Source organism: Haloglomus irregulare (assembly GCF_007421925.1).
Classification (GTDB): domain Archaea; phylum Halobacteriota; class Halobacteria; order Halobacteriales; family Haloarculaceae; genus Haloglomus; species Haloglomus irregulare.
In genome coordinates this window covers 1-24,025 of the sequence record NZ_QMDX01000028.1, presented here as the reverse complement: position 1 = coordinate 24,025, position 24,025 = coordinate 1, and the positions used below count along the sequence as shown (strand labels likewise).

Sequence of the window (24,025 nt, the reverse complement as noted above, 5' to 3'; positions counted from 1 at the left end):
CTGTTGGATTCATCCCACGAGTAAACTCGTGGGCGTTCTCCTTGATTATGTGTAAATGAAGGATAGATCGTATTAGCTCACCAGAGATCAAGATGAGATACCGCACCATTTCCGACGTTAGCATGTGAATCTACTCTCTTAGTATTAGAGCGGGACAAATAAGATGAAAAGACAGGTGGAGACCACCTCAGAACTCTCGTTGAGAGTGAATAATTCGGCATCCCACAAATGGAATATGAAAGTTAGAGACGAGAGTTATACTCGGGAGACTCTACCAGCCCACGATGGTTGACCCACACCCCTTCGGTTCCGGCGTTAGATGAATTGGTGACCGCCCAGATCGAGGATAGGATGATCAGACACACCCCACCGGTTCCGACGTTAGCGGCCACGAAAGCAGGTAACTAGACTGAAAATATTAGAGGTGATCCGTATCCTATCTCACGATAAAAATATGTAAAATTTGAGTTAGTTTACCCATAGCTTTATCCTAATACAGCTAAAATAACTCCGCACGACGAAGTACTAGATATGAAGAAGCGGAGCGACTGATTTGTTCGAGACGAAATTCGGTAACAGATTGAAACGCAGAGAAACGCCGTAGAGGCGCGTTCTATCCTCTGGACCGTGATCGTACCTATGCTTCCTGTGAGGGGTACACGTTCATCGGTAACGACGGAACCGAAGGGGTGTGTGTGTTGGGGGTCTGTGGTTGTTCGGAGACCGAGGTAGTCCTTCCACTATATTCTCTTCGGTGGTAGATTTACGTCGGAAGTCGAGGTGGGAATACATTTAAGTAATCAGGTTTCGTCGATGCCTCTATGTCAAACGGGACCTCGACTTCCGATGAAAGTCGAGATTTGGAATCTGCGTCTTCAGACGGTCAAGACGACCGATCTCGCGTCCAAACATCGGAACCGAAGGGGGGTCCAGACGAGAATGGAAAACCGCCATCAAGCGACGGGGACGGTACACAATTCAAAGTTGACGACCCGCTCTTTTCTCAACGGAAGGGAATTTTCCAAAATAAGGAGATGGTCCGTGTCGGTTGGGTACCTGATGGCGATCGAATTGTCGGACGTGACGGTTATATTTCCACTATCAGCAGCTGTCTGAACGACGCTGTCTATGGTGGTGCCCCAAATCATATCTCAATTACCGGGAAAACAGGAACGGGAAAATCTCTTGTCTCCCGATACGTCACTCGTCGCGCTGTCAATGCATCTGTTGAGGATATCCGAATAGGTCATACGTATCTAGACTGTTCGAAATCCTCAACTGAAGTTCAAGTCATCTCGACAATCGGGCAACAGCTGAACGACGAGGATATCTATGACGAGGATGAAGACATCGTGAAAATGCCCGATACCGGGCTACCGAAAGACAAGTTCTACAAACGCCTCTGGCAGATTCTCGATCACTATGATTCGGCTATCATCATTCTCGACGAAGTCGACCTTCTCAAGAGCGACCACGTTTTGATGAGTCTCGCGAAGGCTGTCGAATCGAATGATACGTCGTGCCAAATTGGAATTATCGCAATAAGCAATCAAATCAATTTCTTCGACGAGCTAAACCCACGCACGAAGAGTGCCTTCCAGACCCAAGAACTCAATTTCGACCCATACAACGCAAATCAAATTCAAGAAATTCTTCGAGGCCGTGATGACGCCTTCCGTGATGGAGTCCTAACCGATGACGTTATTCCTCTTGCTGCGGCTTTCTCAGCACAGGAACACGGAGATGCGCGAAAGGCAATGCGATTATTCAGGACAGCGGGAGAGCTTGCTGATCGCGAGGGATCAGACGTTGTTGGAGAAGATCATGTGCGAAGCGCTCAGGACACACTTGAAAAGGATCGATTCCGCGACTTCCTCCAGGGAACCCCAACTCAAATGAAAGCCGCATGCCTCTCAATCTCTGCCAAGTCGCTCTGCTCGCGCGACGATTATGTTATCACAGGTGAACTATATGATGCGTACCAGCAGATCACTAACGCAATAGATATGGACACGATCGGGATACGGCGGTTCCGGGATATCCTCGATGAGATGCAACTCAGTCAGGTAATTGAAACTAAAGAGGTAAATATGGGAAAAGGCGGCGGCCGCCATAACTCTCATCGGCTACTCCACAATCCTGAGACTATCCTTGATATTGTAATGGAGGATACTCGATTTAGAGAAATCTCTAAATCCTCGCTGAAACGGTTCGCCTGATTAGACCGTTTTGAGGTTATGATAAAAGAATTTAGCTGAAAGTGAGGGCGCTAAGCCCCCCTCCTCAAGGAGCGAGGCGAAGTCGAGCGAGTAGGGCGGGATACAGCGCCCGCACGAGTTGCAAACGACTTCAGTCAGAATACTTAACTATTGATAAGTCGTAGCAAGAGTCACGTCGCATGGAATACAGTCCTCGCTACAGACTCTTCCCCACCGAAGAGCAACGCGAGGCGATGGACTGGCAGCGAGACACCGTGCGGCAAGTCTACAACCACGCACTCCGCGAATTCAACAAAATCCCCGAGGACGCTGGCACGCTCCGCCAACGCGTCTGGAGTGTGCGCGACACGCTCCCTGCGCTGAAAGACTGGTGGTCAGACCTGAACAAAGTCTACTCCACGGTCTTACAGAAAGCCGTTGAACGCATCCGCACTAACATCAACAACCTCGGGAAGTTGAAAGATAATGGGTACAACGTGGGGTCGTTGAACTGGAAGAAACCACGTGAATACCGAAGTTTCACCTACCGGCAATCAGGCTTCAAACTCGACACGAAGAGTGGCCCCGACAACCGAGCCGTACTAATTCTGAAGAAACTCAAAGGTGAAACCCGCAAGATTCCAGTCCGACTCCACCGCAACCTCCCCGACCACGACTCCATCAAAGAGGTCACGCTCAAGAAAGAGCCGACGGGGGCGTGGTACGCATCCTTCTGTATCAGCACCGACCACCCCAAGAAACCCAAGCCAGAAGACATCGACGCCGAAGACACGGTGAGCATCGACCTCGGCGTCCTCAACTTCATCCACGATTCAGACGGCTGCTCGGTTGGCCGCCTCGACTTATCGGCTGACCGCGTGTGCCTTGAACGCGAGCAACGGTCGCTCTCCCGGAAAGAGCGCGGCTCGAACAACTGGGTGAAACAGCGGCGGCGCGTCGCCAGAGTTCACGCCCAGATGTCGAACAAAAAGCACGATTACAAGCACAAACTCGCGCACTTCTACGCCACCGAGTACGACGCCGTGTTCGTCGAAGACTTGAACGTAAAAACCATGCTGGAAGGCCCACAGAACGCCCGGAACAAAGCCGAGGTCGGGTGGCGTGACTTCATCACTATCCTCAAACACCACGGCGACAAACACGGCTGTCACGTCGTCGAGGTGGAAGCACGTGGGACGACCAAGGAATGCGCTGAATGTGGCGTGGAAACACGAAAACCGCTGTGGGTGCGAGAGCATTCGTGCCCGTCGTGTGGCTTTGAACTCAACCGTGATTGGAACGCGGCGTTGAACGTCCAGAAACGTGGTTTTGAACGACTAGGAGTGGTTCACTCCAAAGATACGCCTGCGGAGACTGCGACTGCTGTGGATACACGGTCAGTATCTGCAAGTCGCGTCGTTGAAACAGGAAGCCCCTGCCTCAAGGAAGCCGCGCCAGCGGCTGAGTAGGCAGGGGTAGTTCACTGTAGTCGTCTGGAAGTATGATGAACCGGTAGGATCTATTTACAGTAAAAACCATATAGAATGTATTATTCACGCATAATGTTCTTCTCGGGAATATTTTATGCTAATCCTTCGGGTTGACCCCGCTTAAACTCACGTTTGCTTTGTTTCGTTTCTGGATTGGACGTCGCGACCAAGATCCGCGAAGTTCATTTCTGGCTTTTCATCCGCCTCGCCGACCGGCCTCGCTTCCAATACCGTGAGTGGGATGTCCTTCATGCGGACGCCCAACTCGCGCTTCGCGACACGCTCGCTCTCCTCGTGAGACTCTGCCAACATCTCGACGATAACAGTCAGTACGACCAGCGCAAAATCCGTCGTACAGAGCGCCGCCTCCATTTCATACCCACAGGAGGGACAGACGACATCTTGGACGAGGATCTCCGACGACCGGGCTTCTGTTGACTTTGTTCGCGTACCGACTTCCGCAACTGCGATGTTGATTGCGTCTTGGACGCTCTTCGCGCCGGCGACGACCCACGGGACCGACAACTGAATTTCGTACCACTGCTCATCGATACTCATCTCGTCGTCGCTGCGCCAGCTCGTCATCGCGATCGCCGACCAGTTACGCGGGCATCAACTGTGTATCGCCGTCTCCTATTCGCTGTCGATGGAGGTCTCGGTGTCATCGGTGGAGGGAGAATCCGCTCGATCCGCCCACGTCAATGACACAACGAGGGTCGAGCCGAGCCAATTCCGTGTTGTTGGAGGGTGTTTCGACCGGTCGCGTCAGCGGCCGGGATGACTAAACATCCCGGTTCGCAACCGTACCGCACCCAACGCTGTCACGTTATAAGATGATTTGCCGTTCACATTTACTGTAGCCTCACATCCGTCACATCCGTCACATCCCCCACATTCCACTTCGATATCAAGACCGCTCGCTCTGTGGTCTGTGAAAAGGAAGGATTAGTTTTCTGAGTTCGTCTGGGAACTCGGGTGGTTGTTAGGGTTCGTTACATTTCGGGGTGACAGTACGGAGACGGTATTCCGTCATCGAATCCATACCGAGGAGTACGCACTACGCGTGTACTCATGCAGTATCACCAGTCTGGGCAATGCGGGTGAGCTCATCGGCGATAAAGTCAGCAATCATCACTGGCTCGGGCCAGGAGACACAGACTTCACCGTCGAAATTCGCAGCCTCACTCCGGGGAACTGGTTCACCATCATCAGACGGACTCAACGAACGACCAACATGTTGTGGTCTGGCAGTCGTCGACGTCTGATCGGATGACTTGACAGGAGCGCGTTCGACAATCTCGATTTCAGATGCCCATCGTGAATCGAGCTTCGGTTGACCTTGATACGTCTGCTTGGATCTCTTGCGTGGAAGCTTGAAATCCACCAGACGCACAGTGTCGCCCTCGTTCGGTTCGATGAAGGTCTTCTTCGAGATTAGGACTTCGCCATCGACATCATTGGGGTCAGCCGTTGACGCAGTCTCTTCGTATTCGCTGGACTCCCAGACGGAAACGCGGACCTCATCCTCGCGGCGGTTACCATCCTTTAGGATCATAGCAAACTTCAGGCTAGGAACTGGTGGATAGTAGATTTTCTTCACGACGCCCTGTGTCGTGACATAGCCTTTCGAGGACGCGAGATTCGCCTTCAAAATCGCGTTGATCCTGATGACGTTTCTCGGGTCGGTCTGCTCCTCTTCGACAAGCGAAAGGAACGCGGTCGTGATGTCCGTCCCAGCCTGCACACGGCGTGCAAGTTGGGAAGCGACAGTGACCGGTGGTTTCCGAATTTCGTGCAGTACATTCCCGTCAAGCAGTCTGCGTGTCTCGGCAAGAATTTCTTCACGAAGATCGGGATCTTCCTTACCCAGCTCGCGCAACGGAGCAGCTCGGTCGTAGATCTGCTGTTTGAACCGTTGTTCGAAGCTCCGCCGGTTTCGATCCCGTCGCTCAGGAAGCGTGCGATCGTGTTCCGTGCGGAAACGAGCAAGGATGTCTGTGTGTTGATTCAAGAGAGCAGCCACACCTGTCATGTGACCGTTTTCGTCGATACCATGAGAGCTCCGCTTGAGCTCTTCATCCAACGCGAGGCGGAATTCGATTCCGGTTATCGACGACCGAGAGTAGTCCTCGGGGTTCGGCACGACGCTCCGAAGGGAGGCAACTTCGCCATAGGGAAGCAGCACTTCTAATTCGGACGTCGTGACACCTTCTGATTCGCGAGGCGTCTGTTCATCGTTGGGGATGATCTTCAGCTCACGAAGCCGTTGAGTGTCCGGGTCGAGGGTCTCGACAGATTCGAGCTTCTGTCCCAACTGTACGGGGGCAGTAGACGAACTCGTGGGGATGTACTCTTCAAGACCAGACGCTGTGCCCGTCAACTGATCGCCAGTTGGGTCGGTTAGGCGGTCGTGGCCCATGTAGATGTACTCGCCAGTCGAGAGAGCGTCGGGTTCAGTGATCGCGTCAGCCGGACGGCCTCTCGCGTTCATCTCAGCCCTCCGCTCGTCACTACGGGATGGGACCATCGGTTGGTCGTTGTACCAGCCGTAGTAATCATCGGAACTCTCGCTCTCGAGCTCGTCAGCCTCAAACTCGTGTTCGGGGCCAGCTGTGAACTCGGTGGGTGAGTGTTTCGACGCCACGATGTCCACGGTGGGGCGACGCTCGGGCTCATCGAGGCCAGCGTGCCAGCGGATAGTCGGCGACTCCACGTTACCGTCCAAGCGACGGCGTTCCTCGCGATCGAGGGAGCGGAGATCGTCGAACCACCCATCGTAGCGACGGGCAATGTGGGTCGGGTTCTCATATTCGATTTCGGTTCTACCGTTCTTCTCGTGACCAGCCTCAGAGAGGTGGACACTGTCGGTGTTTCCACTCATGACAACTTAGGAAAGCAACCGTGCCTTCCATTCGCATAGACGCTCGAACTGTCTATAACTGTATCGCGCCTATCCCCGCGCAGTATTGCGGTTCTCTGCGGAAGACCCCCGAAACACCGCCCCTCTGCAACAGAGCAACCGACTAGGCCGCATGCGCCCCGCAGCGTGAAACAGCCGCTCACGGTGTGCATCGACTTACATTCCGCATTCGCAGACCGTTATTTGGCGGCGCTATCGCTCAGGAAGTGTGGAAGTGGAAAGACGATGGTCGCCTTTCCTAAGTTGTCATGTTGAGCCGTTCAAGGCTCGCCCCTACCTACTCTGGGTATAGATATAATCGTATCGGCTACCGGCAACCCAGTTCGTAGCACAATTCTCTCTCCGGGCGTATCCCGCTGAAATCCCGCCGTTTCACGCTTATCGACTGCCCTCAGCGAACGCGGGCGAACACTGACCGGGTGCACACTCCCAGGTATTGATCTAAGCACTTTCTCCAGACATCGCTGCTCGGTGAATTGCCTCGGGGTCAAGCCCCGAGGCTTCCTGCTTCGATGACGCGCTTTGCAGACACCTCTCGAAAATCATCGGTATCCGTAGGGAGCGCAGTCTCCACAGGCGTAGATTCGGGCCATCCCAGCCCTAACTCAGCAAAGCCTCTCTGCAACACGTTCATCGCTGCGTTCGCATCTCTGTCCGTCTCAAATCCGCACGCCGGGCAAGAGTGTTCTCTGACCCAGATGGGTTTCGCTGTCTCCACGCCACACCGAGCGCACTCTTTCGTCGTTCCTGCCGCTTCGACCTGCACAACGTGACAGCCATACAGGTCGGCTTTGTATTCGAGCAGCGTGATGAACTGTCGCCATGCCGCATCCTGCTTGTTCCGAGCGTTGTGCGGTTGTTCGAGCATTCCCTTCACGTTCAAGTCCTCAACGAACACGGCGTCGTACTCGCGGACAAGCCACGTCGTGATTTTGTGCTGGTAGTCCAGCACCTTCCGCCGAATGTGACGCTTTATCTTCGCCACTTCCCGGCGTTGCTTCTCGTAGTTGTTTGACCCCTTCTCTTTCCGCGACAACTTCCGTTGCTCGCGGCGGAGACGCTCGTATTCGTCTTCGAGGTCGAGCCAGTCCACAGTCTTCCCGTCAGACGTGTGGATGTAGTTCTGGATGCCGAGGTCGATCCCGACGCTGTTGCTCGCGTCAAGCGAGTCTACGTCGGACTTCTCGGGGAGGGTGGCGTCGTCCGTTTCGAGGCCGAAGGAGACGAACCACTCGCCTGTTGTCTCTTTCTTGAACGTGACTTCTTTGATTGTGGCGTGGTCGGGAATCTGGCGGTGATAACGAATTTTCACCCACCCAATCTTGCTGAAGCGGACGTATGCAAACCTGTCGCGATCCCTCTTTTCATCGAGGTCGAAACCAGACTGGTTGTACGTCACGCTCCGATACTCGGGAGGTGATTGTCGCTTGAGCCGACCAACGTTGTATCCTTTCTCTTTCTTTCTGCGAAGGTTAGAGAGGTTGCGGTAGAAGCGTGCGACGGTGGCTTGTGCGGCTTTTGAGTGTAGTTCACCGAACACCGGCCATTTGCGCTTCCACTCGGGGAGTTTGTTGTTCTGGTCGTACTCGGATGGTTTGTCGTCCTCTGAGCTGTTCTCGTACTCCCAGCGGACGTGGTTGTAGAGTTGGCGATGAACATTCAGATGGTGTTCCAGTCGCTCCGCTACCTCTTGTGTCGGGTAGGCGTGGTAGCGGTGACTGTATTCCATCGCTGTCTGTTGATTAACAATGTGTTCATTTAATGGTTTGCGTTACGGGTTGTCGACTTCATCCCCGGGGTATTCGCCTTGACAGCCGATAAAATTCCTCGCCGTTCCCGGAATTGATTGGGTGCGCCCACACCCTTCGAAAGGAATGGCCTCCGATTACCAGTGGAATTCCCTTCGATATAGAACGAACAACACTCAACCTATATTAAGCTCCAATACGAATCTATAGGTATGACCCGCGACGACGCCTCCAGTGACGGAGACCAGTCTCCACCGCTCGTGACCCAGCGGACTACAGGCGAAGATCGCGTCCGGATGGTCGCCCGTCAGCTAACCGAACCGCGTACTGCGAACTGGATCGCCTCCGAAGCCGACTGGTCCTACGAACCAACCAAACGCGTACTTGAACGCCTTGTCGATAATGGCGTCATTCGTCGTGATGACGACGGTCAGCATACGACCTACTGCCCCGACTATCGTCATCAGGCAATGCGCGAGGCGATGGCGCTCTGTGACGACGCAGGCTCCGTTGAAGAATTAACCGACCGCCTCAGCGAGGTAAAAACCCAGATCCAAGAGTGGAAATCAACGTACGATGTCTCCTCTCCGAACGAACTTCGAGCGACTATCGCCGATGCTGACCTCAATTCCGACGAAGAAGCTGAACGCCGAGACATCGCTCGAACCTGGGAACACCTCAAAGGCCGGCTCGAGATTGTCAGATTCGCCATTCGCGAGTGGGACTTCCTGAGCTCCAGTGCGGCGTTTGTAGAGGCCAGCGATTAGTCCATGGGGGTCCCACATCTCGGCGGCGATCCCAACGCGAACCTGTACTATCAACTCAAACGAGACGTCCTTGACCGTGTGCCCGAAATTAGTCGCGTTGAGTTCCTCCCTGACCGGGCGAAAGCAGAGCAACTCCGAGCGACGTTCGATCCCAACCGCCTCGATATCGAGACAGGCCCAGAATCGCCGACACTAACCATCACTTGGTATCGCCAGACTCCCGATGACTGGTTCCGCGTCAACTACAGCGACCCGAACACGGGCTTCCATGCTGGCTGGCATCAGGACGAAGACCACCCCGATCTCGGCCCCGCGCACTTCCAGTACACCGACGAGGGCGAGACTGATTATCAACTCTTCTCGTTTGAGCATGAAACGCCGTCGCTCCGACTGTGGGAAATCATCGACCACCTCTTTTCGGACGTCCTGCCCCTCCTGGGCTGACTTGATGTTCGCGATTACTTAGTACAGATGCGATCGGCTAGCACGCGCTCAGTTTTGGACCCCAAATGGGGTTGAGGGAGTGAGAGAGGGTCGCCAGCAGCGCCGCTGCCGGTTCAGACCGCCTCAGAGCTCACCCAGATGGAGTGACTACCAGATGACGTACTACCACAACGGAGACGACCAGCTCACGAACGGCGACGTCGAACAGGACGACCGGTTCGACGAACTCACCATGCGCGGCCTCTACGAGTCACCGCACCTCGAAAGCGACTGCCTCGGCATCCGCCTCGAGAACGCTGGCGAGCTCATGATGGCTGCCCGTCGTGAGCCCGAATACGACGAGTTCGGCCTCGAAATCGAAGGAAATGGAAACTACGAACTCGACGCATACTGGATCGGTGCGAGCCTTCGCACTACCGAAGGTCGCGACGTCGATCCTATCGACCTCGCCGACGAGGACCTCACTGGACTCCCACTCGAAGCCCAGGAACGCCTGCACGGACTCCGTGAGGAACGCAAACGCCAGCGCGAGAAGGCCTTGGCTGCCCACGTGGTCGGCATCGACCGCGAGACACGATGCCGTAAGGAGCTCGTCGAAGAGCGCGAGGAACGCCAGTCCAAGCGCAACGAGCGCGTCCTCGGGGAGGGAATCATCCGCAACAACGCATTCGAAGATATCGACGACAACGAGGCTGAGGCTGTCCGCGAGGCCGCTGCTCGAATCGAAGACCACCTTATCACCGGCCCCGGTGACGAAGTACTCCGACACCTGCTCGCACGCAAAGTCCGGAGCGGTCAGGATGTCTTCACCGCTCAGTCCAACACGTTGGACCAGCTCTATCAGGAGGCGAGCGTCATCCAACCTATCTCGTCCGTGCCGATTATCCCCTCGAAGTACAACGTCGAGGCTGACATCCAGGGCGAAGTCACGACCCTCTGGCAACCCAAATCAGGGAGCCAACAGCAGGTCGGCCTCATCAAAGACGACGCCGGCGATACCATCAAATTCACCGTGTGGACACGCTCTCAACAGGGTGTCATCCTCCACGAAGGCGATCTCGTTCGGATTCGTGCCGGGAAAGTCGGGAAGTACCAGGGACAGGCCACTCTCGCCGCTGACTCCGAGACGCATATCGAAGTTCTCGAGCGTGGCGACGGCCCCGCCCCCAGAGGCGACATCCCGAACGTCGACTGGGAGAAATACGCCAAGCGTCACCGCGAACAGGGCATCGAACAGCCCTTCCAAGTGCACAGCGCGTGTACGATTCCCCCCTTGGGCGCTCCCGGCGTCGAAGAAGTCTCCCGTCCCGTGCATGCTCCCGTCGACAGACTCGGCCAAGAGAAGGGCGAGAAGCTGGACGCCCTCGAATGGCTCAAAGCCACCGAGATATTCGACGAGGACGATAGCAAGATACCACTCCCAACTTGGTGGCGCGAACAAGCGAACGTTATCTCCATTATCGTTGACCTTGACGCCGAAGAGGACGAGATCGGCGCGGCCATCCGGGAGGTCGTCTCGACGGGCTGCCCCGAATCCACGCCTGTTCCCGTCACTCCCGTTCCCCAGGGTAAGCGTCGTCTCTGGGCGCTTATCCGTGACCTCGACCTTTTTGGAACCGCCCTTGATGACGACAAGGAGGGAGAGGTAGAGACGGAGATAGCGGACGACACGAACGAGAGCGTACTCATTGGCGTTGCAACCCCCGACACCTCGGAGACTGCCGTGGCGAGCGACGACAGGCCGGGTCTTGGACTTCCAACGACGACGTGCCGGTGTCCAGAGTGTGCTCATGATCGAGCGCAATATCGTCTCGTCCAACTCCGGTCCATCGACGAACCACCGACGAGACTCCTCTCATGTGTGAGTTGTGGCCAGCGGTGGCGCGAAGATAGCTAGTCGGCAGAGGCAGCACCGCACTCCGCGCATCCAGTCTTATCATCCAGATAGACCCATGTCAAGCAACAATTCAGACCACGATCCGACGAACTGTCACAGTCAACCACCCACGAACGAGGAACTCACCGGCGACGACGATGTCGACTTCCATCTTGACATCGTCGACGGCGAAGATCCCAGCCGACCCGTCACCGACGATGGAAACGAGTTCAATCCGAACCCGCCGGGGCCCGGCCCCCTTCCTGGAACGCGGTTCGTCAGGCTTATCGACGGCACCTGGGCGTTTATCGAGAAGGGGAACGTCGGCGGCTGGGTCGGCGCCGAGGAAACCATCAGCCTCGAAGCTGCCCGGTGACCCGCGGTCGGCAACCATCCCCCTGTTTTGGTTCCCCCAAGGGGGTGAGGGGAATCGGAGGACGAGAGAAGCCCGCCGTGTGCTCCTCTAGCAGCTCAACCTCCGGTACTCCCACACGACTCTCTTTTTTTATCCAGTCTCGTTCGCCCAGTCGAACCACTCGAATCAGCGATAGCAATCACGGCACTTCCAGAAATGTCAAGCAACGCAACACCCGCAGAATCGACCGTAACTGTCTCCGACGCAGACCTTTCGGAGGCTGCAAACGGCATCCTCGAACAGTTCCCAGACGACCTTGATGGCGACCTTCCCAGCGCAGAGGAAGTCGCGAGTCGTCTCGACCAGATGACCAACCAGTACAAGGTTCCGCTCGACGAGGCCCGCCGCGCCGCTGTCAGCCACTATCGCGACGTGTTCGGCCTCGAATACGATGACCTCGAGTTCCCCGGCCAGAGCGCCGGCGACATCACTCTCGCCTCTGTCGACCAGGACGAACAGTGGGTGGACGTGACGGTGAAAGTCGTCGAACTCTGGGAGCCCACCCACGACAGCATCGACCAGGTCGGCCTGATCGGTGACGAGAGCGGTCGACTCAAGTTCACCAAGTGGGCCAAGGCCGAACTCCTGACTCTCGAGGAGGGTCGCGTCTACAAACTCTCGAACGTCATCACCAGCGAGTACAAGGGGCGATACAGCATCAACCTCAACTCGCGCTCGAACATCGAAGCTGTCGACGGCGATATCGACGTTGGAGCCGACGTCGAAGATGTCCAACTCTCTGCACCGATGGTCGCAATCCAGTCCGGGTCGGGACTCATCAAGCGGTGTCCCGACGAGGACTGCACACGCGTCCTTCAGAACGGCCGCTGCTCCGAACACGGCGATGTCGAAGGAGAGTTCGACCTTCGCATCAAGGCAGTCTTCGACGACGGCGAGACCGTTCAGTACGCCATCTTCGATCGCGAAGCGACCGAGGCCATCGGGGGCATCACGCTCGAAGAGGCCAAGGAGATGGCGATGGACGCCCTTGATACCAGCGTCGTCGAGGACGCCCTTATCGACGCGCTCGTGGGCCGATACTACTCGGTGGAAGGCCCCATCGTCGGTCGATATCTGCTCGTGAACGAGGCCGAACAACTCGGGTAACGCCGATCTCGGCAAAGTACGCGACTCCAGTAGCCCGATTTTCGACTTCACAACCGTCACTCAGCACCTTATGAGCGAATCCAACCCAGAATCAACATCCAGCAGCACCGATACCGAGAACAACGACAGCGACCGGCAAGGTCGCCAAGTAGCGAAGCGTGCCTTCGCCGCCGAAATCAACGACGCTACCCACGTCTTCAAGCAGTCTGACGAGGAACGAGCCCCGAACTTCGCACTGCTCCCGTCAGGAGAAGTCGCAAATCGCTACTTCCTCGTCGGCACAGTCACCGAAGTCAACGACGTCGGGAACGAGGATGAATATTTGCAGGCTCGCGTGGTCGACCCAACGGGCACGATGTTCGTCTACGCTGGGGAGTACCAGCCCCAGGCCGCCGCGTTCCTCTCCAGCCTCGAGCCCCCGGCGTACGTCGCCGTGACCGCGAAGCCATCCACGTTCGAGAGCGAAGGTGAGACCTATGTTTCACTTCGTCCGGAGTCCATCACTCGCGTCGATGACGAAACCCGTGACCGATGGGTGGCCGAGACCATCGAGCGCACCGAAGCCCGACTCGACGCCTTCCCTGGTAGCGACAGCGAGTTCGTCGCGATGAGCCGCAAGCAGTACGGGGACAGCCTCGATCTCGATACCTACCGGGAGGCCGTCGCCGACGCCCGCGAGGACCTGGGGTTGGGCGTGGACCACCGCTCGGACGGATCCGAGAGTGAGAACACGGTCGAGAATCAGCACGAAGGCGACGACGCCACCTTGGACGAAGACGGGGCCCCCGAGGAAGAGGCGTTCGATGAGTCCGAAGTTGCCGCCGCCGTCGCGAACGCCGAACTAGAGGACTAAGCCTCGGTCGGAACACCCCGTTCACTCGTAGTAACTCAACCGTTCGACTACCTCGGCGAAAGCGACGTTTTGCCGTACATCGGTAATCTCAATTTTGACTCGCTCACTCTCTTTCGTATCGGGGACGATCACGACGAAGCCACGTTCGACTCGAGTGATGCCATCGCCCTGTTCGCCGATATCCTCAATCTCGACTTCTCGAGTTTCGCCTTCCTCGACTGGTGGTTCCGGTGGCTCACGCTGGGGCTGTGATCTCGTTTCAACCTGTTCTGGCTCGCTTTGTGTCGGGGAAGACACGAGTGCGACGCGGTATGTTTCTCCTTCCTGGAGGTCACCAAGTTGTAGTTCGCGCTCTGGAACATCGATCACATACGAGCCGTCCTGTTCCTCAATTGCAGCTGAAAACAGACATTCGAGTTCTTCAGATATTTTCATTAATCGGCCTCTTGGCAGCGTAATAGAGCAGAATACTTGACTCTGCTGTCGTGCCGCTGCTCTGAAATCATTCGGGACTCACGACATCGTCGCAGATGGGACACTCTGCCCAGATACCAGTCGTTCCGTCGTCTTTCTCATATTCAACCAATACGTGTGCGGCAGAAATGTCCTGATCACACTCCGGGCATTGCCCAAGTTCCGGAGTATCGTTGCTCATCAGGGGAAGGAAGGGAGCGTGTGACAATTTCCCTTCCAATCGACTGTAGAGCTATCTTCTGGTGTAAGCTTTGTCTGAAATCCCGCCTGCAGTGAGCCTAGTCGCCAATACTAACTCACTCGCAATCCGATTCCCGGCGATGGGCATTCGGACAGCACTCACTCAACTACTCGGCGATGGCGGGCCGACGATTGTAGTTGAGTGCCGTCAATGTGGGAAGACGGTTTCTCCCGAGACGGAAACCTGTCCCGAGTGCGGCGCGGTCGAATTCTGCTGGTACGAAATTCCAGAATAGACAGCTCCGTTGAATCCTTAGTCGGTGATAATTTCTCAACCGTGATAAAATAGACCGCCCGTATCTCTCCACAGGTATTGGTGAGTTTTTGTGCCGCCCAACGGGGCGAGCGGCTCGTGAGCAATCGCGAGTGTTTCTCATTAGACGACCATGGCAATCAACTCTCACCAGCCACCAGGTGCATCGTCCAACATCAGCACAGAATCCGATTACTACGCCTTCCTCGATGGCATCATCCCCGAGTACGAGGGTACGCTTCGTGCCTTGGGATACGGCGAGACTGCACGAACCATCATCGCCGACCACTCGCTGAATGCGTGGGAGATCACCCGAGTCGATACCCAGACCGGTCTCGCCTTCGATGAGATGAGTACGGAACCTCGAGCTCGTCTCGCTCAGGAAGCCCGACAGTGTCTCGAAGAGACGCTTCGCGACATCGCCTCACCCGAAACTCTCGGATTCGACCCCGACCAGACCTCGGGGACTGGAAAGTCAGGCACTGACACCGAGAGGCCAGCTCCTGAACCCATCGATTTCGCGGGCGAACTCTAGGAGGCGCTCGTCGAACTTGAGAACCTCGAGAGCCATACCGAGTACGAACCGTCGGTCATCCACGCCTCACAAATCGGTTACTGCGAGCGGCAGGCCTACCTCGCGAAGTTCGGTCTCAAGGACAATACCGACGCACTCGGGACGTTTCGCATCGGGACGATGATCCACGAATTCATCGAAGAACAACTGGGGTCGCGACTTCCCCACTGCAAGTTCGAGATCCCGATCAATACTGCAATCGATGGCATCGAATTCGTCGGTCGGGCCGACTGCTATGACCCAATCTCCGGGGCTGTGTTGGACGTGAAATCACGGCATGGTTGGTACAAATTCAGTCCGCCAACTCAGCGCCATATCGACCAACTGCTTGTGTATATGGACGCTCTCGACGCTCAGTGCGGCCAGGTGGTCTACGTGAGCAAGAAAGACCTTGAGGTTCGGACGTGGCCCGAAGACAACTATTTCGAATTTGACCAGGAACGCTTTGACCACTTGGTGGAGAAAGCGAAGACCATCCGCGACTCTGCAAAAGCCGGTGTCCCCACCAAGGCAGATGATATTCCTTTCGCCCCGTGCGGCTGCTGGGTCTGTGACAACGAGACACTCGCGATCTAGTCGCACGGTTTGTATCCCCCGTGAGACGGTGGAGGGATCGTACCAAATGGCCACACTCCAACACATTACCGCATCGAACGCACCGACCGTCGATCCCGAACGGGTCGATGAACTTCGCGAATTTCTCGACGAGTGGCTCATCGGAACGGGCTCATTCGACGACATCACCGTGAAGATCGGGAATCCAGAACGCAACCCTGATTCCGGGGAGGCAGACCCGCCGCAGCTCATGCTTTATGGATACGCCTCGTTCTCTCCGGCGCACCGACCGACTGTTCGTGAGGCCGTTCTCGAGGACCTCGGCGACGATCTCCATGAAGACGAACGCAAGGCCGTCATCGACGCCGAAACCGAGGACCTCCTCTGGGACTACGCCGGCAAGCACGCTGAAGAGTTCCTTCGCAGACTCTCGTCGTTCCTCACCGAGCCCTTTGTCGTCCAGACGGTCGGCCACGAGAAATGTCGGTTCCCCCTCGTCGGCTTCCAGTTCACGGTCGACACCGAGGGTGAGATTGAATACGTCCAGTTGGGATAAGCAGTCGTCTCGAAACGTTCCTCACGACACTCGCACCAACTCGCTTTCATTTCCGGTCTCCCAATCACCATGAGCTTCTACGCACGCATCTCCGGCTATCTCACGTACCGCACGCACGACCACCTCGACGCTGCCATCGAACGCCTCACCCGGGGTGCGTGGCTCAACGACGACGAACAGTGGCTCGTCCGGGGCCATCCCCGAGAGATCCGAACTGACGCCACCACCGACCACGAGCGCAACCTCCTCGCGATCCCCGCTGGGGTCTATCAGAATCTCGGTCGAATAACCACCGAACTCTTTGCTGGGGCGACCGTCGGTGTCTTAGTCACGTCCTCGAACGACGCGTGTTTCGACGCCTGGATTGAGACTCCGCTTCCCGAAGCCGCCGACGTCCCACCTGGCGAGGGTGGTGATGTCTCCTCTATCCGCTGTATCGACCTCGAACACTTCGCCCGTACGCAGGGCCTCGGCGTCAAGCAACTCGGCGATCCTGGTCACTTCCAGTGGCAGCAGGACGTCCTTGACGCCTTCCACGACCAGCACGACCCAAACGTCCTCGGAATCCTCGAATCCACGCACCGGCCACCAGAATAACCGCCGGAACTGTGCAACCCCCCGACCTATGAACCGTTCCCCCAATAGAGACGCAGATACAGACCCGAACGCGAACAGAACAAAGATCGACACGGACACTGCTCCCGATACGTTCGCTGATCTTCGCGATCAATTCGATGGCGAGTGCGTTCTCCACACGATCTCGAAAGCCCACGACATCGACCGCGAGAACCCGCCGGCTGTGTTCTTCCTCGACGAGGACACCGGCCGCGTTTACCGTGTTCTTGAAGCCACGCGAGGCTCACCCGACTCGGGCTGGTTCGTCCTCGCCCTCGCCGGCCCCCACGCTGACGATGGCTACGAACGCCAGCTGCGCGTCCTCGATTCGGACACTCATCGCGTCCTGCTCGGCACCGAGATCAAGCACTACGGTTGAAACCCTCAACTTGTGACAAGACTGGCGTACAAGATACAGAGCGCGAATCTCGCAGTATATACCTCCTGGTTCCTGCGGTGGAATCGCGTAGCACAGGGGATCATGTTCCACTGGGATCACATTAAGTTATTATTTTGTATCTTTAGTAGATATATCGACTATGACCTCCTATGTCAGCGACGTTCTGTTTAACGAGCCACAAGGTCGCCCCAACTCACTTGTCCAGTTTGGCGCGTCGCTCGTCTTCTTGTGTATATTCCTCTATGGTTGGAGTGTCGGCGAGGCTGGAGGAGTCCCGTGGGTACTATTTTTTGTCGTCGGAACTGCGCTGTCCGGAATTGCTGAATCTCTTCCGAAAACTCGACGACGGGCGGCTGGTCTATTGCGTCTCACAGCCATCCTCATATTTGTCTGTCTTCTCGTCATTATTTTCCTCGCTCCGGAGTACATCATTGGGTAATATAATATCGATTTTTGAATTTACAGTAGTGAGGCCGATTGTTAGATTACTACCGATACTCCAACTCACGTGGGGTTATTCTACTGAATTCACCCTCTATATCGGTCAACGTGATTTCATTTAGTTGAGAATCTGTTATGTTAGAATGCATGAGAACTTCTGCGAATCACGATGATATTACCCTACGCTACGACGATGCTCGGTTCGTTGCATAGGACGTCTTCCGAGCCAGTTTGTTGCCCCCCGTATCGGTAGCGGGGCGTCCAGCAGACAACCGATTTCAGCACTCCGTCCTTCGTCAATCATGTCCTGTCGAACCATCCACTCAGCTAACGACAGTGTGCCCCATCTGGCGTTGCCACCAGGCGCACTCGCACACATGGACCGTGATTACGACTACAATGTTGACCGCGATCCACCGAACATCGAACCCATCGAGCACCAGATTCGCCTTGATTTCATGTTCGGCGGGGCTATTCGTCACGACCAGCTCCTCGGAGACTACAATCCCTGGTCGTACAAGGCCGAGACTCCCGTAACCCATCCCTGGCGAGGGGTAAAACAGAAGCCCGTGGGTCTCAATCACGCTGAGGCCTCGTGTGACGTGCGGATTCGTGAAGAGGAGGCATTTTACGAATATGCCGATGATGACACTGTTCTGGTCGACGCACCTGCCTACCTTGCCGCACGTATCCGCGAAGCTAGTGAGCAATCCGACCCTCACGAAGCCGTCCGTGAGGTGCGTAAGGACCGGGAGAAGTGGTATCAGGAACTCATCCCCGGCGCGAATCTCCGCCAGATCCTCAAGAAGTCGTCCTATGGGTCGCTGATCGAGAAGTGCATCGGACCCACCCCCGACGCCAACAGCCTCCTCGAGCACAACGCCTTCGTGGGGATGGTCCTCGTCAACGACGACACCGACCCCGACGCGGTCTCCCGAGAACGCGATCTCGACTCGGCGTACGTCCTCCGCGAATCTGCGCTTTCACACGCGAACACCGACGAACCAGTGCCCCTCGCTGACTACGGTATCGAACTCCCCGCACCCGTCCTTGTCGGAGAATACGACAGCGGGAGCCAGTACCCATTCATCCCGTGGGGGGACGCCCTCACCTGTTCGTGCCCGTACAAGCAATCCGCTCCCTTCCGCGTGATGTGTAAACACGAACTTCTCGCGAGCATCGTCTGCGGCGACCACGACTCAATATTCATCCCTCTCACCCGGGGTATCCACGTCCCTCACCGCGCTCGTCGATTCGTTAGTCCCGAGATCGCCGTTTCTCACCAGCCGCGAACAACGGGAGGTCACCCGTCGCCATGACGACACTCTTGGAACCCGAACACCGCGAACTCGTCACTGACTCGCTCGACGACATCAGTCAGCAGACGGGCGCATCCCCTTATCAGGTCTTCTCCGATTGGATCAGTATGGCGGTCGCCAGCTTCTCCGGCGACGAAGACGCCTATCAGAAACCGCTCGACCGGTATCGAAATGATGGTCGGGACGAGGAGACGGTTCGAGAGTTCGCGACGCTGCACGCCAACGCTCTCGGGGGCCTTGTCATCGCGATGGAGGAAACAGATGAGGATGTCCTTGGCGGCGTCTACGAGCACTGTGGCCTCACCAGTGAGCACTTCGCCCAGTACTTCACTCCCGGTGCAGTCAGCCGAGCGATGGCCCAGATGAACTTTGCTGACGCCAACAACATCCGTGAAGCCACATCCGAAGACCCGCTCGTTATCGGTGATGTCTCTGGGTGCGGGAGCGGTCGACTCATCGTCGACAGTGCCCATCGACTCCGAGACCTCGCACCAGAGACTCCAGCCGTCTATCTGCCAAGTGGCGTTGTCGGTAATGCCAGAACCGAGACGACTGCTGGCGGGACGTGTAGCACCATAAGGCCGATTGCTTCGCTTGCCGTGACGGCATCAACTGTCAGTCCAAGTCCAATGTCGGGCGCGAATGAGAGTACCAGCACGACGGCTGCAATCCGAACGAACGTTCGATCCGGAGTCGCACTACGTCGCGTCAGCGTTCCGTACACAAGCGTCGCTCCGCCCATTCCGATGATAGTCCAGACGACGACGGCCGGGTACCGGAAGAACTCTGTTGACGCCACGAGTCCCAACCGAAGCGTGATCCAACTGAGGGCAAGGTTGACCACCAGCGCTATTCCTATGGCTCCCGCTGCTCGTATTGGAAGTCTCAGCGTGTTCGCGGAACGCTGACTGTGCGCGTTCATTTTTCAGTGGAGCCAAGCGAACCACGTGAGCGAGAGCTGACCCCGAGCGCCGAATAGATGGGACAGGTCCCCACTGTTGCTGTGGCAATCATAATCAGTGCGATGACTCCGAGCACAGGCGAGAGTATCGGTGGAAGCGGAGCCCCTCCGAGAACTGCGACTGAGAGGGCTCCGGTGACGGCACCGCCTGCCACTCTAAGCTTCTGGTCTGTCGAGCTGATATTACTGCTCACACAGCCTATTCGTGTTCCAGCTTTGTAAGTATAGCGTTGCACAAAAAAGGTTATTCTATACAATATTAACTGCGTGTAAGCGGCTGAGAATACCGCAGAACGAAACTGGCAATATAGTATTTATACATTGGCACAAGACTAATGACCGGCGAACACATTGCTATAATTGTGTTCGATGATCAGAAAAGCCGTGCTCTCGGCGCAACAGTCGTGTTCGTGCAAGGACTAGCGACCGCGCTCTTCCCGCAGTTCAGTGTTAGGTTCGCAAGAAAAATAATTAGCAAGAACTTCGACAACAGCTCCGAACTCGAGGCGAAGCCGACGTATCTTAGACGGCTGCGTGCAATCGGTGTCGGGACGATGGCCGCGGCCGGCACCGATCTGCTGCTTCAAGATGCGTCGGAGACGGACGTCGAATCGACCCAAACTGCCGAGTCCGGCGACACCTGAGAAGTCGCGCTGGCGGAAATGACGGGTCGAAAAACACGTGAGTCCTCTTGTGACCGAATCGGTAGCTGTCTCGACTAGAAGTTTCGTCAGCATGTGTTCCACCCGCACTCCAGCGGTTGGCAACGACAAATGCGCTTCAACAAATTAGTGATATCCGGAATCGGAATCCGTCAGTCACGTTCCTGTCGGTCGGTGTCTTGACCCTGCGGAATCTGTGGGAGAACTATCGATACTCACTCGGACTGGTACTCTTGTGGAGTATTTAAACTTCCACGAATTTAGTCAATCAGTATAGATGGTAGGTGTAGTAGTGTCGACATCGTACCGCGAGACGGAGAAGTTGTGTCTGTTCTGGCGAGATAACTGCGCCACTGGGGTACAACGAGGCTACACTGCGCGGTGGCCACCTTCCCGGTGTGGTGAACGTTCTGTGGGCGGACAATATGCGATCCGACCGCCGGTTCAAATCACCGTCTGCGCTCCGTGACCTGTACGCTGCCCATGGCATCGGCCTCAAGGCCGACGTGGTCACCTGCTGTCGCATCAGCGAGCGGTCGTCTGTTACTTGGATCTTCCTCACCGAACTGCTCGGCTACGAGAACGTTCGCAACTACGACGGGTCGTAGGCAGAGTGGAGGAACATGGTCGGCGTCCCCATCAAGCGCGGCACCTGACTCGTGCTACAATGAGGCCCACACCGTCTACTCTGCTCGTGGGTGCAGGCCCCAAATGGTCTTGTACTTTAATGGCAATATTAACTTCCAGCCATACTATCTGATGTGAGCGAGATACTCCTCACGATTGGTGCACTCGCAGCAGTTGGCCAGGTCGGCGCGACCCTCCGTGTCGCGCTCTCCAAAGACCCGAGCCCGTGGCCACCGACAGAGTTCGGTGGGCAGTTCGGTCTCTACTGGCTCGCCGTCATGGGGACGGCGGGGTCGTTCTTCGCGCTTCTCGCGACGACTCACGGGAGTCTGTACGCGGTCACTCCGGTGACGGTCGCCGTCGGCGGTCTCATCGGAGTCGGCGGGGCGGCGGTGAACGTCTGGACGGCAGACCCCTTCGACGACTCCGAAGAGATTCTGGGCCTGCAACTCTCGTTCCACACAGAGGGACCCGGATCTTGCGGAGCCCGTCCGTCCTCGACCACGCCGGGGCCGTGGACGGGCTCGCGGTCCTCGCGGCTCATGATAAGCACTCCTCCTCGCTGTGGGTATCGTCTCGTGGTTCGCCCTCAAGCCGTTTGCCGAAGAGCCCGCCCTCCGACGTGCGTATGTGTCGCGGTACCGCCACTACCGCGCTCGCGTCGCCCGATACGTCGATGTCGATCAACTCCGAAACGGCGCCTCGGACTGTGTCTTCTCCCGGCGCGCCAACTGCTGACCTGCTACTACTGGCGGCCTGTCGCGAGTCGCCCATAGAGGGCCTCTCGGCTCGTATGTGCGTCGAACACCGCGAGAAGCGTCACCGTGCGTCCGGTGACGTCCCTACTCCGTCGTGTCGAGGTCGGCGACGTTGTATGCCGGACACCGGCCGCTGACGCTCGACGTACAAAGTGAATCGTGTCCGATGGCGGTCGTCAAGACAAAGGGTGCTATCGACGACCCCGCCCCCGGCGAGGTCCTCAAAGTGGTCGCCATCGACTTGAGAAGCATGAGCGACATCGACGGATGGGCGTCCGAGACGAACGGCGTAGAACTACTCGCTCAAGAGGAGGGCGACGGTATCTACACTCACTACGTCCGCAAGACGGATTGAGCGAGATGAGTATCGACACCCCCAGCGCTTCCGATGGCGATCTTCCCTCGCGTGCGGAATTGGCCGCGCGGGTCGCCGATCCCGAGGAGTCGCTCGCAGAGGCGACAGCAGCAGACGACATTAAGAAGATGGCCATCATCGCGACGAGAGGGACGCTCGACATGGCGTACTCGCCGCTGATCCTCGTCAGTACCGCCGCCACGTTCGGGTACGGGGTAACGGTGTTCCACACCTGTTGAGGACTCGACATTCTCCACGAGGAACGGTCGAAGAACCTCCAGCTGTCGGCGGTCGGCAACCCCAATATGCCGATGCCGAACCTGGTGGGCGCACTGCCTGGGATGGACCGGATGACCACTCGGATGATAGAAAAGCGTATTTCGGACAACGAGACCGCGACCATCGAGGAACTCATCGAAACATCGCTCGACATGGGCGTTGAGTTCCAAGCCTGTCAGATGACTATCGAGCTGATGGATTACGACGAGGACGACTTCTACAACGGCGTCACGACCGGCGTCGGCGCCGCAACCGCCATTCAGGACATGGCTGAGGCGGACATCCAGCTACTTGTCTGAGCCGCGCCGCGGTCTTCTCTCGTGTCTCTCCCTGCTTCGACGCGACAGGGCCGCCCGGTCCGTGACGCCAACGCCGCGCAGGCATAACGACTAAGTTAGAATAGTGTGTATTGTACAATACACAATAAAAAGCGTAGCTATCATTGGTGGCGGACCGACGGGACTGAGTGCGGCAATCTATACGGCTCGTGCAGACAAACGAACACTGGTCTTTGATGACGGTGGCGGGACGACCCGCGATGTCGACACGATGAAAAACATCTACGGCTTCCCCGAGGGCGTGACTGGTCCTGAACTGGTCGATGTCGGGCAGGAACACGCCCAGAAGTACGGGGCCGACATCGTCGAGGAGGAGGTCGTCCGAATCGCCCCGGAGGGCGAACAGTATCTCGTCGAGACGACGGTCAATGAGTACACCGTCGACGGTGTGATCCTCGCTACAGGCGCCACCTACGAACGGCCGGCCATCGCGAACGTCGAACCGTTCGAGGGCCAGGGCGTCTCCTACTGTGTCGAGTGTGACGCCTTCTTCTATCGCGACCAGACGGTCGCGGTCGTCGGGACCGACAATTACGCGGCAACGGAGGCGCTGATGTTGCTCGACTACACAGACGATGTGCAACTCCTCACCAATGGGTCGTTGTTCGAGGCCGACGACGAACTACGTGACCGGGTTGAGGAGGAGGATATCCCCGTTGTCACCGACCGACTGGACCGTCTCGAGGGCGAGGAGATTCTCGAGACTGTCGTCACCACCGACGGGCGCGAAATCCCGATTGACGGCCTATCTTCATTAGGCGAGAGAATCCCGCTCTTCAGGGCGGGCGTGAATCGCCGCA

At 56.8% G+C, this 24,025-nt stretch carries 27 protein-coding genes and 1 pseudogene; 19 read left to right on the top strand and 9 right to left on the bottom strand.

Annotation, left to right across the window (positions count from 1 at the left end; genetic code table 11):
- The first annotated feature begins 821 nt into the window (after window positions 1-821).
- Entirely contained in the window at window positions 822-2,219 is a 1,398-nt protein-coding gene (locus DP107_RS18650; protein WP_144263596.1) for a Cdc6/Cdc18 family protein, read from the top strand.
- Window positions 2,220-2,398: 179 nt separating this feature from the next.
- Window positions 2,399-3,667 (top strand): RNA-guided endonuclease InsQ/TnpB family protein, encoded by a 1,269-nt coding sequence (locus tag DP107_RS18645; protein WP_144263595.1) that lies wholly within the window; start codon window positions 2,399-2,401, stop codon window positions 3,665-3,667.
- A gap of 147 nt (window positions 3,668-3,814) precedes the next feature.
- Here the strand turns inward: DP107_RS18645 and DP107_RS18640 are convergent, their stop codons facing one another.
- From DP107_RS18640 to DP107_RS18630, 3 genes are all read right to left on the bottom strand, one after another.
- Window positions 3,815-4,273, bottom strand: coding sequence for a DUF555 domain-containing protein (locus DP107_RS18640; protein ID WP_202877458.1), 459 nt, complete (start codon window positions 4,271-4,273; stop codon window positions 3,815-3,817).
- 484 nt (window positions 4,274-4,757) lie between these two features.
- On the bottom strand, window positions 4,758-6,569 hold the full coding sequence (locus tag DP107_RS18635) for a hypothetical protein (protein WP_144263594.1): 1,812 nt from the start codon (window positions 6,567-6,569) through the stop codon (window positions 4,758-4,760).
- Between the two features lie 526 nt (window positions 6,570-7,095).
- Window positions 7,096-8,337, bottom strand: a complete 1,242-nt coding sequence (locus DP107_RS18630; protein ID WP_144263593.1) for an RNA-guided endonuclease InsQ/TnpB family protein — start codon at window positions 8,335-8,337, stop codon at window positions 7,096-7,098.
- Window positions 8,338-8,568: 231 nt separating this feature from the next.
- Between DP107_RS18630 and DP107_RS18625 the strand changes: the two genes are divergently transcribed.
- The 6 genes from DP107_RS18625 to DP107_RS18600 all read left to right on the top strand — a co-directional run bounded on the left by DP107_RS18625 (window position 8,569) and on the right by DP107_RS18600 (window position 13,818).
- The gene (locus DP107_RS18625; RefSeq protein WP_144263592.1) at window positions 8,569-9,123 is read left to right on the top strand and encodes a DUF7342 family protein; all 555 of its coding nucleotides are present in this window, start codon (window positions 8,569-8,571) and stop codon (window positions 9,121-9,123) included.
- Window positions 9,124-9,126: 3 nt separating this feature from the next.
- On the top strand, window positions 9,127-9,567 hold the full coding sequence (locus tag DP107_RS18620) for a hypothetical protein (RefSeq protein WP_144263591.1): 441 nt from the start codon (window positions 9,127-9,129) through the stop codon (window positions 9,565-9,567).
- A 154-nt stretch (window positions 9,568-9,721) separates the two neighbouring features.
- Window positions 9,722-11,464 carry a hypothetical protein gene (locus DP107_RS18615; RefSeq protein WP_202877457.1) on the top strand — a complete coding sequence of 581 codons (1,743 nt, stop codon included), beginning with the start codon at window positions 9,722-9,724 and terminating at the stop codon, window positions 11,462-11,464.
- A 55-nt stretch (window positions 11,465-11,519) separates the two neighbouring features.
- Entirely contained in the window at window positions 11,520-11,819 is a 300-nt protein-coding gene (locus DP107_RS20960) for a hypothetical protein (RefSeq protein WP_144263590.1), read from the top strand.
- A 195-nt stretch (window positions 11,820-12,014) separates the two neighbouring features.
- Entirely contained in the window at window positions 12,015-12,965 is a 951-nt protein-coding gene (locus DP107_RS18605) for a replication factor A (protein ID WP_144263589.1), read from the top strand.
- A 70-nt stretch (window positions 12,966-13,035) separates the two neighbouring features.
- Window positions 13,036-13,818, top strand: coding sequence for a DNA-binding protein (locus DP107_RS18600; protein WP_238330955.1), 783 nt, complete (start codon window positions 13,036-13,038; stop codon window positions 13,816-13,818).
- Between the two features lie 21 nt (window positions 13,819-13,839).
- Here the strand turns inward: DP107_RS18600 and DP107_RS18595 are convergent, their stop codons facing one another.
- Entirely contained in the window at window positions 13,840-14,253 is a 414-nt protein-coding gene (locus tag DP107_RS18595) for a TRAM domain-containing protein (RefSeq protein WP_185977402.1), read from the bottom strand.
- Between the two features lie 67 nt (window positions 14,254-14,320).
- Window positions 14,321-14,473, bottom strand: a complete 153-nt coding sequence (locus tag DP107_RS21730) for a DUF7837 family putative zinc-binding protein (RefSeq protein WP_449405200.1) — start codon at window positions 14,471-14,473, stop codon at window positions 14,321-14,323.
- 445 nt (window positions 14,474-14,918) lie between these two features.
- On the opposite strand from DP107_RS21730, the gene DP107_RS20585 reads away from it, so the two are divergent.
- From DP107_RS20585 to DP107_RS18565, 6 genes are all read left to right on the top strand, one after another.
- The gene (locus DP107_RS20585; protein WP_202877456.1) at window positions 14,919-15,320 is read left to right on the top strand and encodes a hypothetical protein; all 402 of its coding nucleotides are present in this window, start codon (window positions 14,919-14,921) and stop codon (window positions 15,318-15,320) included.
- A gap of 159 nt (window positions 15,321-15,479) precedes the next feature.
- Entirely contained in the window at window positions 15,480-15,935 is a 456-nt protein-coding gene (locus DP107_RS20580; protein ID WP_202877455.1) for a PD-(D/E)XK nuclease family protein, read from the top strand.
- A gap of 46 nt (window positions 15,936-15,981) precedes the next feature.
- Window positions 15,982-16,470: a hypothetical protein gene (locus tag DP107_RS18585; RefSeq protein WP_144263588.1), complete on the top strand. Its 489-nt coding sequence runs from the start codon at window positions 15,982-15,984 to the stop codon at window positions 16,468-16,470.
- A gap of 69 nt (window positions 16,471-16,539) precedes the next feature.
- Window positions 16,540-17,067: a hypothetical protein gene (locus tag DP107_RS18580; protein ID WP_144263587.1), complete on the top strand. Its 528-nt coding sequence runs from the start codon at window positions 16,540-16,542 to the stop codon at window positions 17,065-17,067.
- A 202-nt stretch (window positions 17,068-17,269) separates the two neighbouring features.
- Window positions 17,270-17,464 (top strand): hypothetical protein, encoded by a 195-nt coding sequence (locus tag DP107_RS18575; protein ID WP_144263586.1) that lies wholly within the window; start codon window positions 17,270-17,272, stop codon window positions 17,462-17,464.
- Window positions 17,465-18,303: 839 nt separating this feature from the next.
- Window positions 18,304-19,245 (top strand): hypothetical protein, encoded by a 942-nt coding sequence (locus DP107_RS18565; RefSeq protein ID WP_144263584.1) that lies wholly within the window; start codon window positions 18,304-18,306, stop codon window positions 19,243-19,245.
- Here the strand turns inward: DP107_RS18565 and DP107_RS20955 are convergent.
- The 3 genes from DP107_RS20955 to DP107_RS21590 are packed head-to-tail and all read right to left on the bottom strand — an operon-like array spanning window position 19,230 to window position 20,400.
- Window positions 19,230-19,718, bottom strand: a complete 489-nt coding sequence (locus DP107_RS20955; protein ID WP_144263583.1) for a hypothetical protein — start codon at window positions 19,716-19,718, stop codon at window positions 19,230-19,232. The two genes, DP107_RS18565 and DP107_RS20955, sit on opposite strands and share 16 nt — an antisense overlap.
- Window positions 19,719-19,753: 35 nt before the next feature.
- Complete coding sequence (locus DP107_RS20950) at window positions 19,754-20,167, bottom strand: DUF6069 family protein (protein ID WP_144263582.1); 414 nt, start codon at window positions 20,165-20,167, stop codon at window positions 19,754-19,756.
- On the bottom strand, window positions 20,164-20,400 hold the full coding sequence (locus tag DP107_RS21590) for a YgaP family membrane protein (RefSeq protein ID WP_144263581.1): 237 nt from the start codon (window positions 20,398-20,400) through the stop codon (window positions 20,164-20,166). The genes DP107_RS20950 and DP107_RS21590 overlap by 4 nt, the downstream gene beginning before the upstream one ends.
- Before the next feature lie 141 nt (window positions 20,401-20,541).
- On the opposite strand from DP107_RS21590, the gene DP107_RS18545 reads away from it, so the two are divergent.
- Together DP107_RS18545 and DP107_RS18540 are read left to right on the top strand one after the other, a co-directional pair.
- A complete protein-coding gene (locus tag DP107_RS18545) occupies window positions 20,542-20,850 on the top strand; it encodes a hypothetical protein (protein ID WP_238330954.1) in 309 nt (102 codons plus the stop codon).
- 359 nt (window positions 20,851-21,209) lie between these two features.
- A complete protein-coding gene (locus DP107_RS18540; protein ID WP_144263580.1) occupies window positions 21,210-21,476 on the top strand; it encodes a sulfurtransferase in 267 nt (88 codons plus the stop codon).
- A 338-nt stretch (window positions 21,477-21,814) separates the two neighbouring features.
- On the opposite strand, the gene DP107_RS18535 is transcribed toward DP107_RS18540, so the two are convergent.
- Window positions 21,815-22,039 carry a hypothetical protein gene (locus DP107_RS18535; RefSeq protein WP_144263579.1) on the bottom strand — a complete coding sequence of 75 codons (225 nt, stop codon included), beginning with the start codon at window positions 22,037-22,039 and terminating at the stop codon, window positions 21,815-21,817.
- Between the two features lie 326 nt (window positions 22,040-22,365).
- Between DP107_RS18535 and DP107_RS18530 the strand changes: the two genes are divergently transcribed.
- From DP107_RS18530 to DP107_RS18520, 3 genes and pseudogenes are all read left to right on the top strand, one after another.
- Window positions 22,366-22,608: a sulfurtransferase TusA family protein gene (locus tag DP107_RS18530; protein ID WP_272949861.1), complete on the top strand. Its 243-nt coding sequence runs from the start codon at window positions 22,366-22,368 to the stop codon at window positions 22,606-22,608.
- A 5-nt stretch (window positions 22,609-22,613) separates the two neighbouring features.
- A pseudogene (locus DP107_RS18525) lies at window positions 22,614-23,186 on the top strand (DsrE/DsrF/DrsH-like family protein).
- Between the two features lie 124 nt (window positions 23,187-23,310).
- Window positions 23,311-24,025: NAD(P)/FAD-dependent oxidoreductase (locus tag DP107_RS18520; RefSeq protein ID WP_144263597.1), on the top strand; the 715-nt coding region annotated here is incomplete at its 3' end.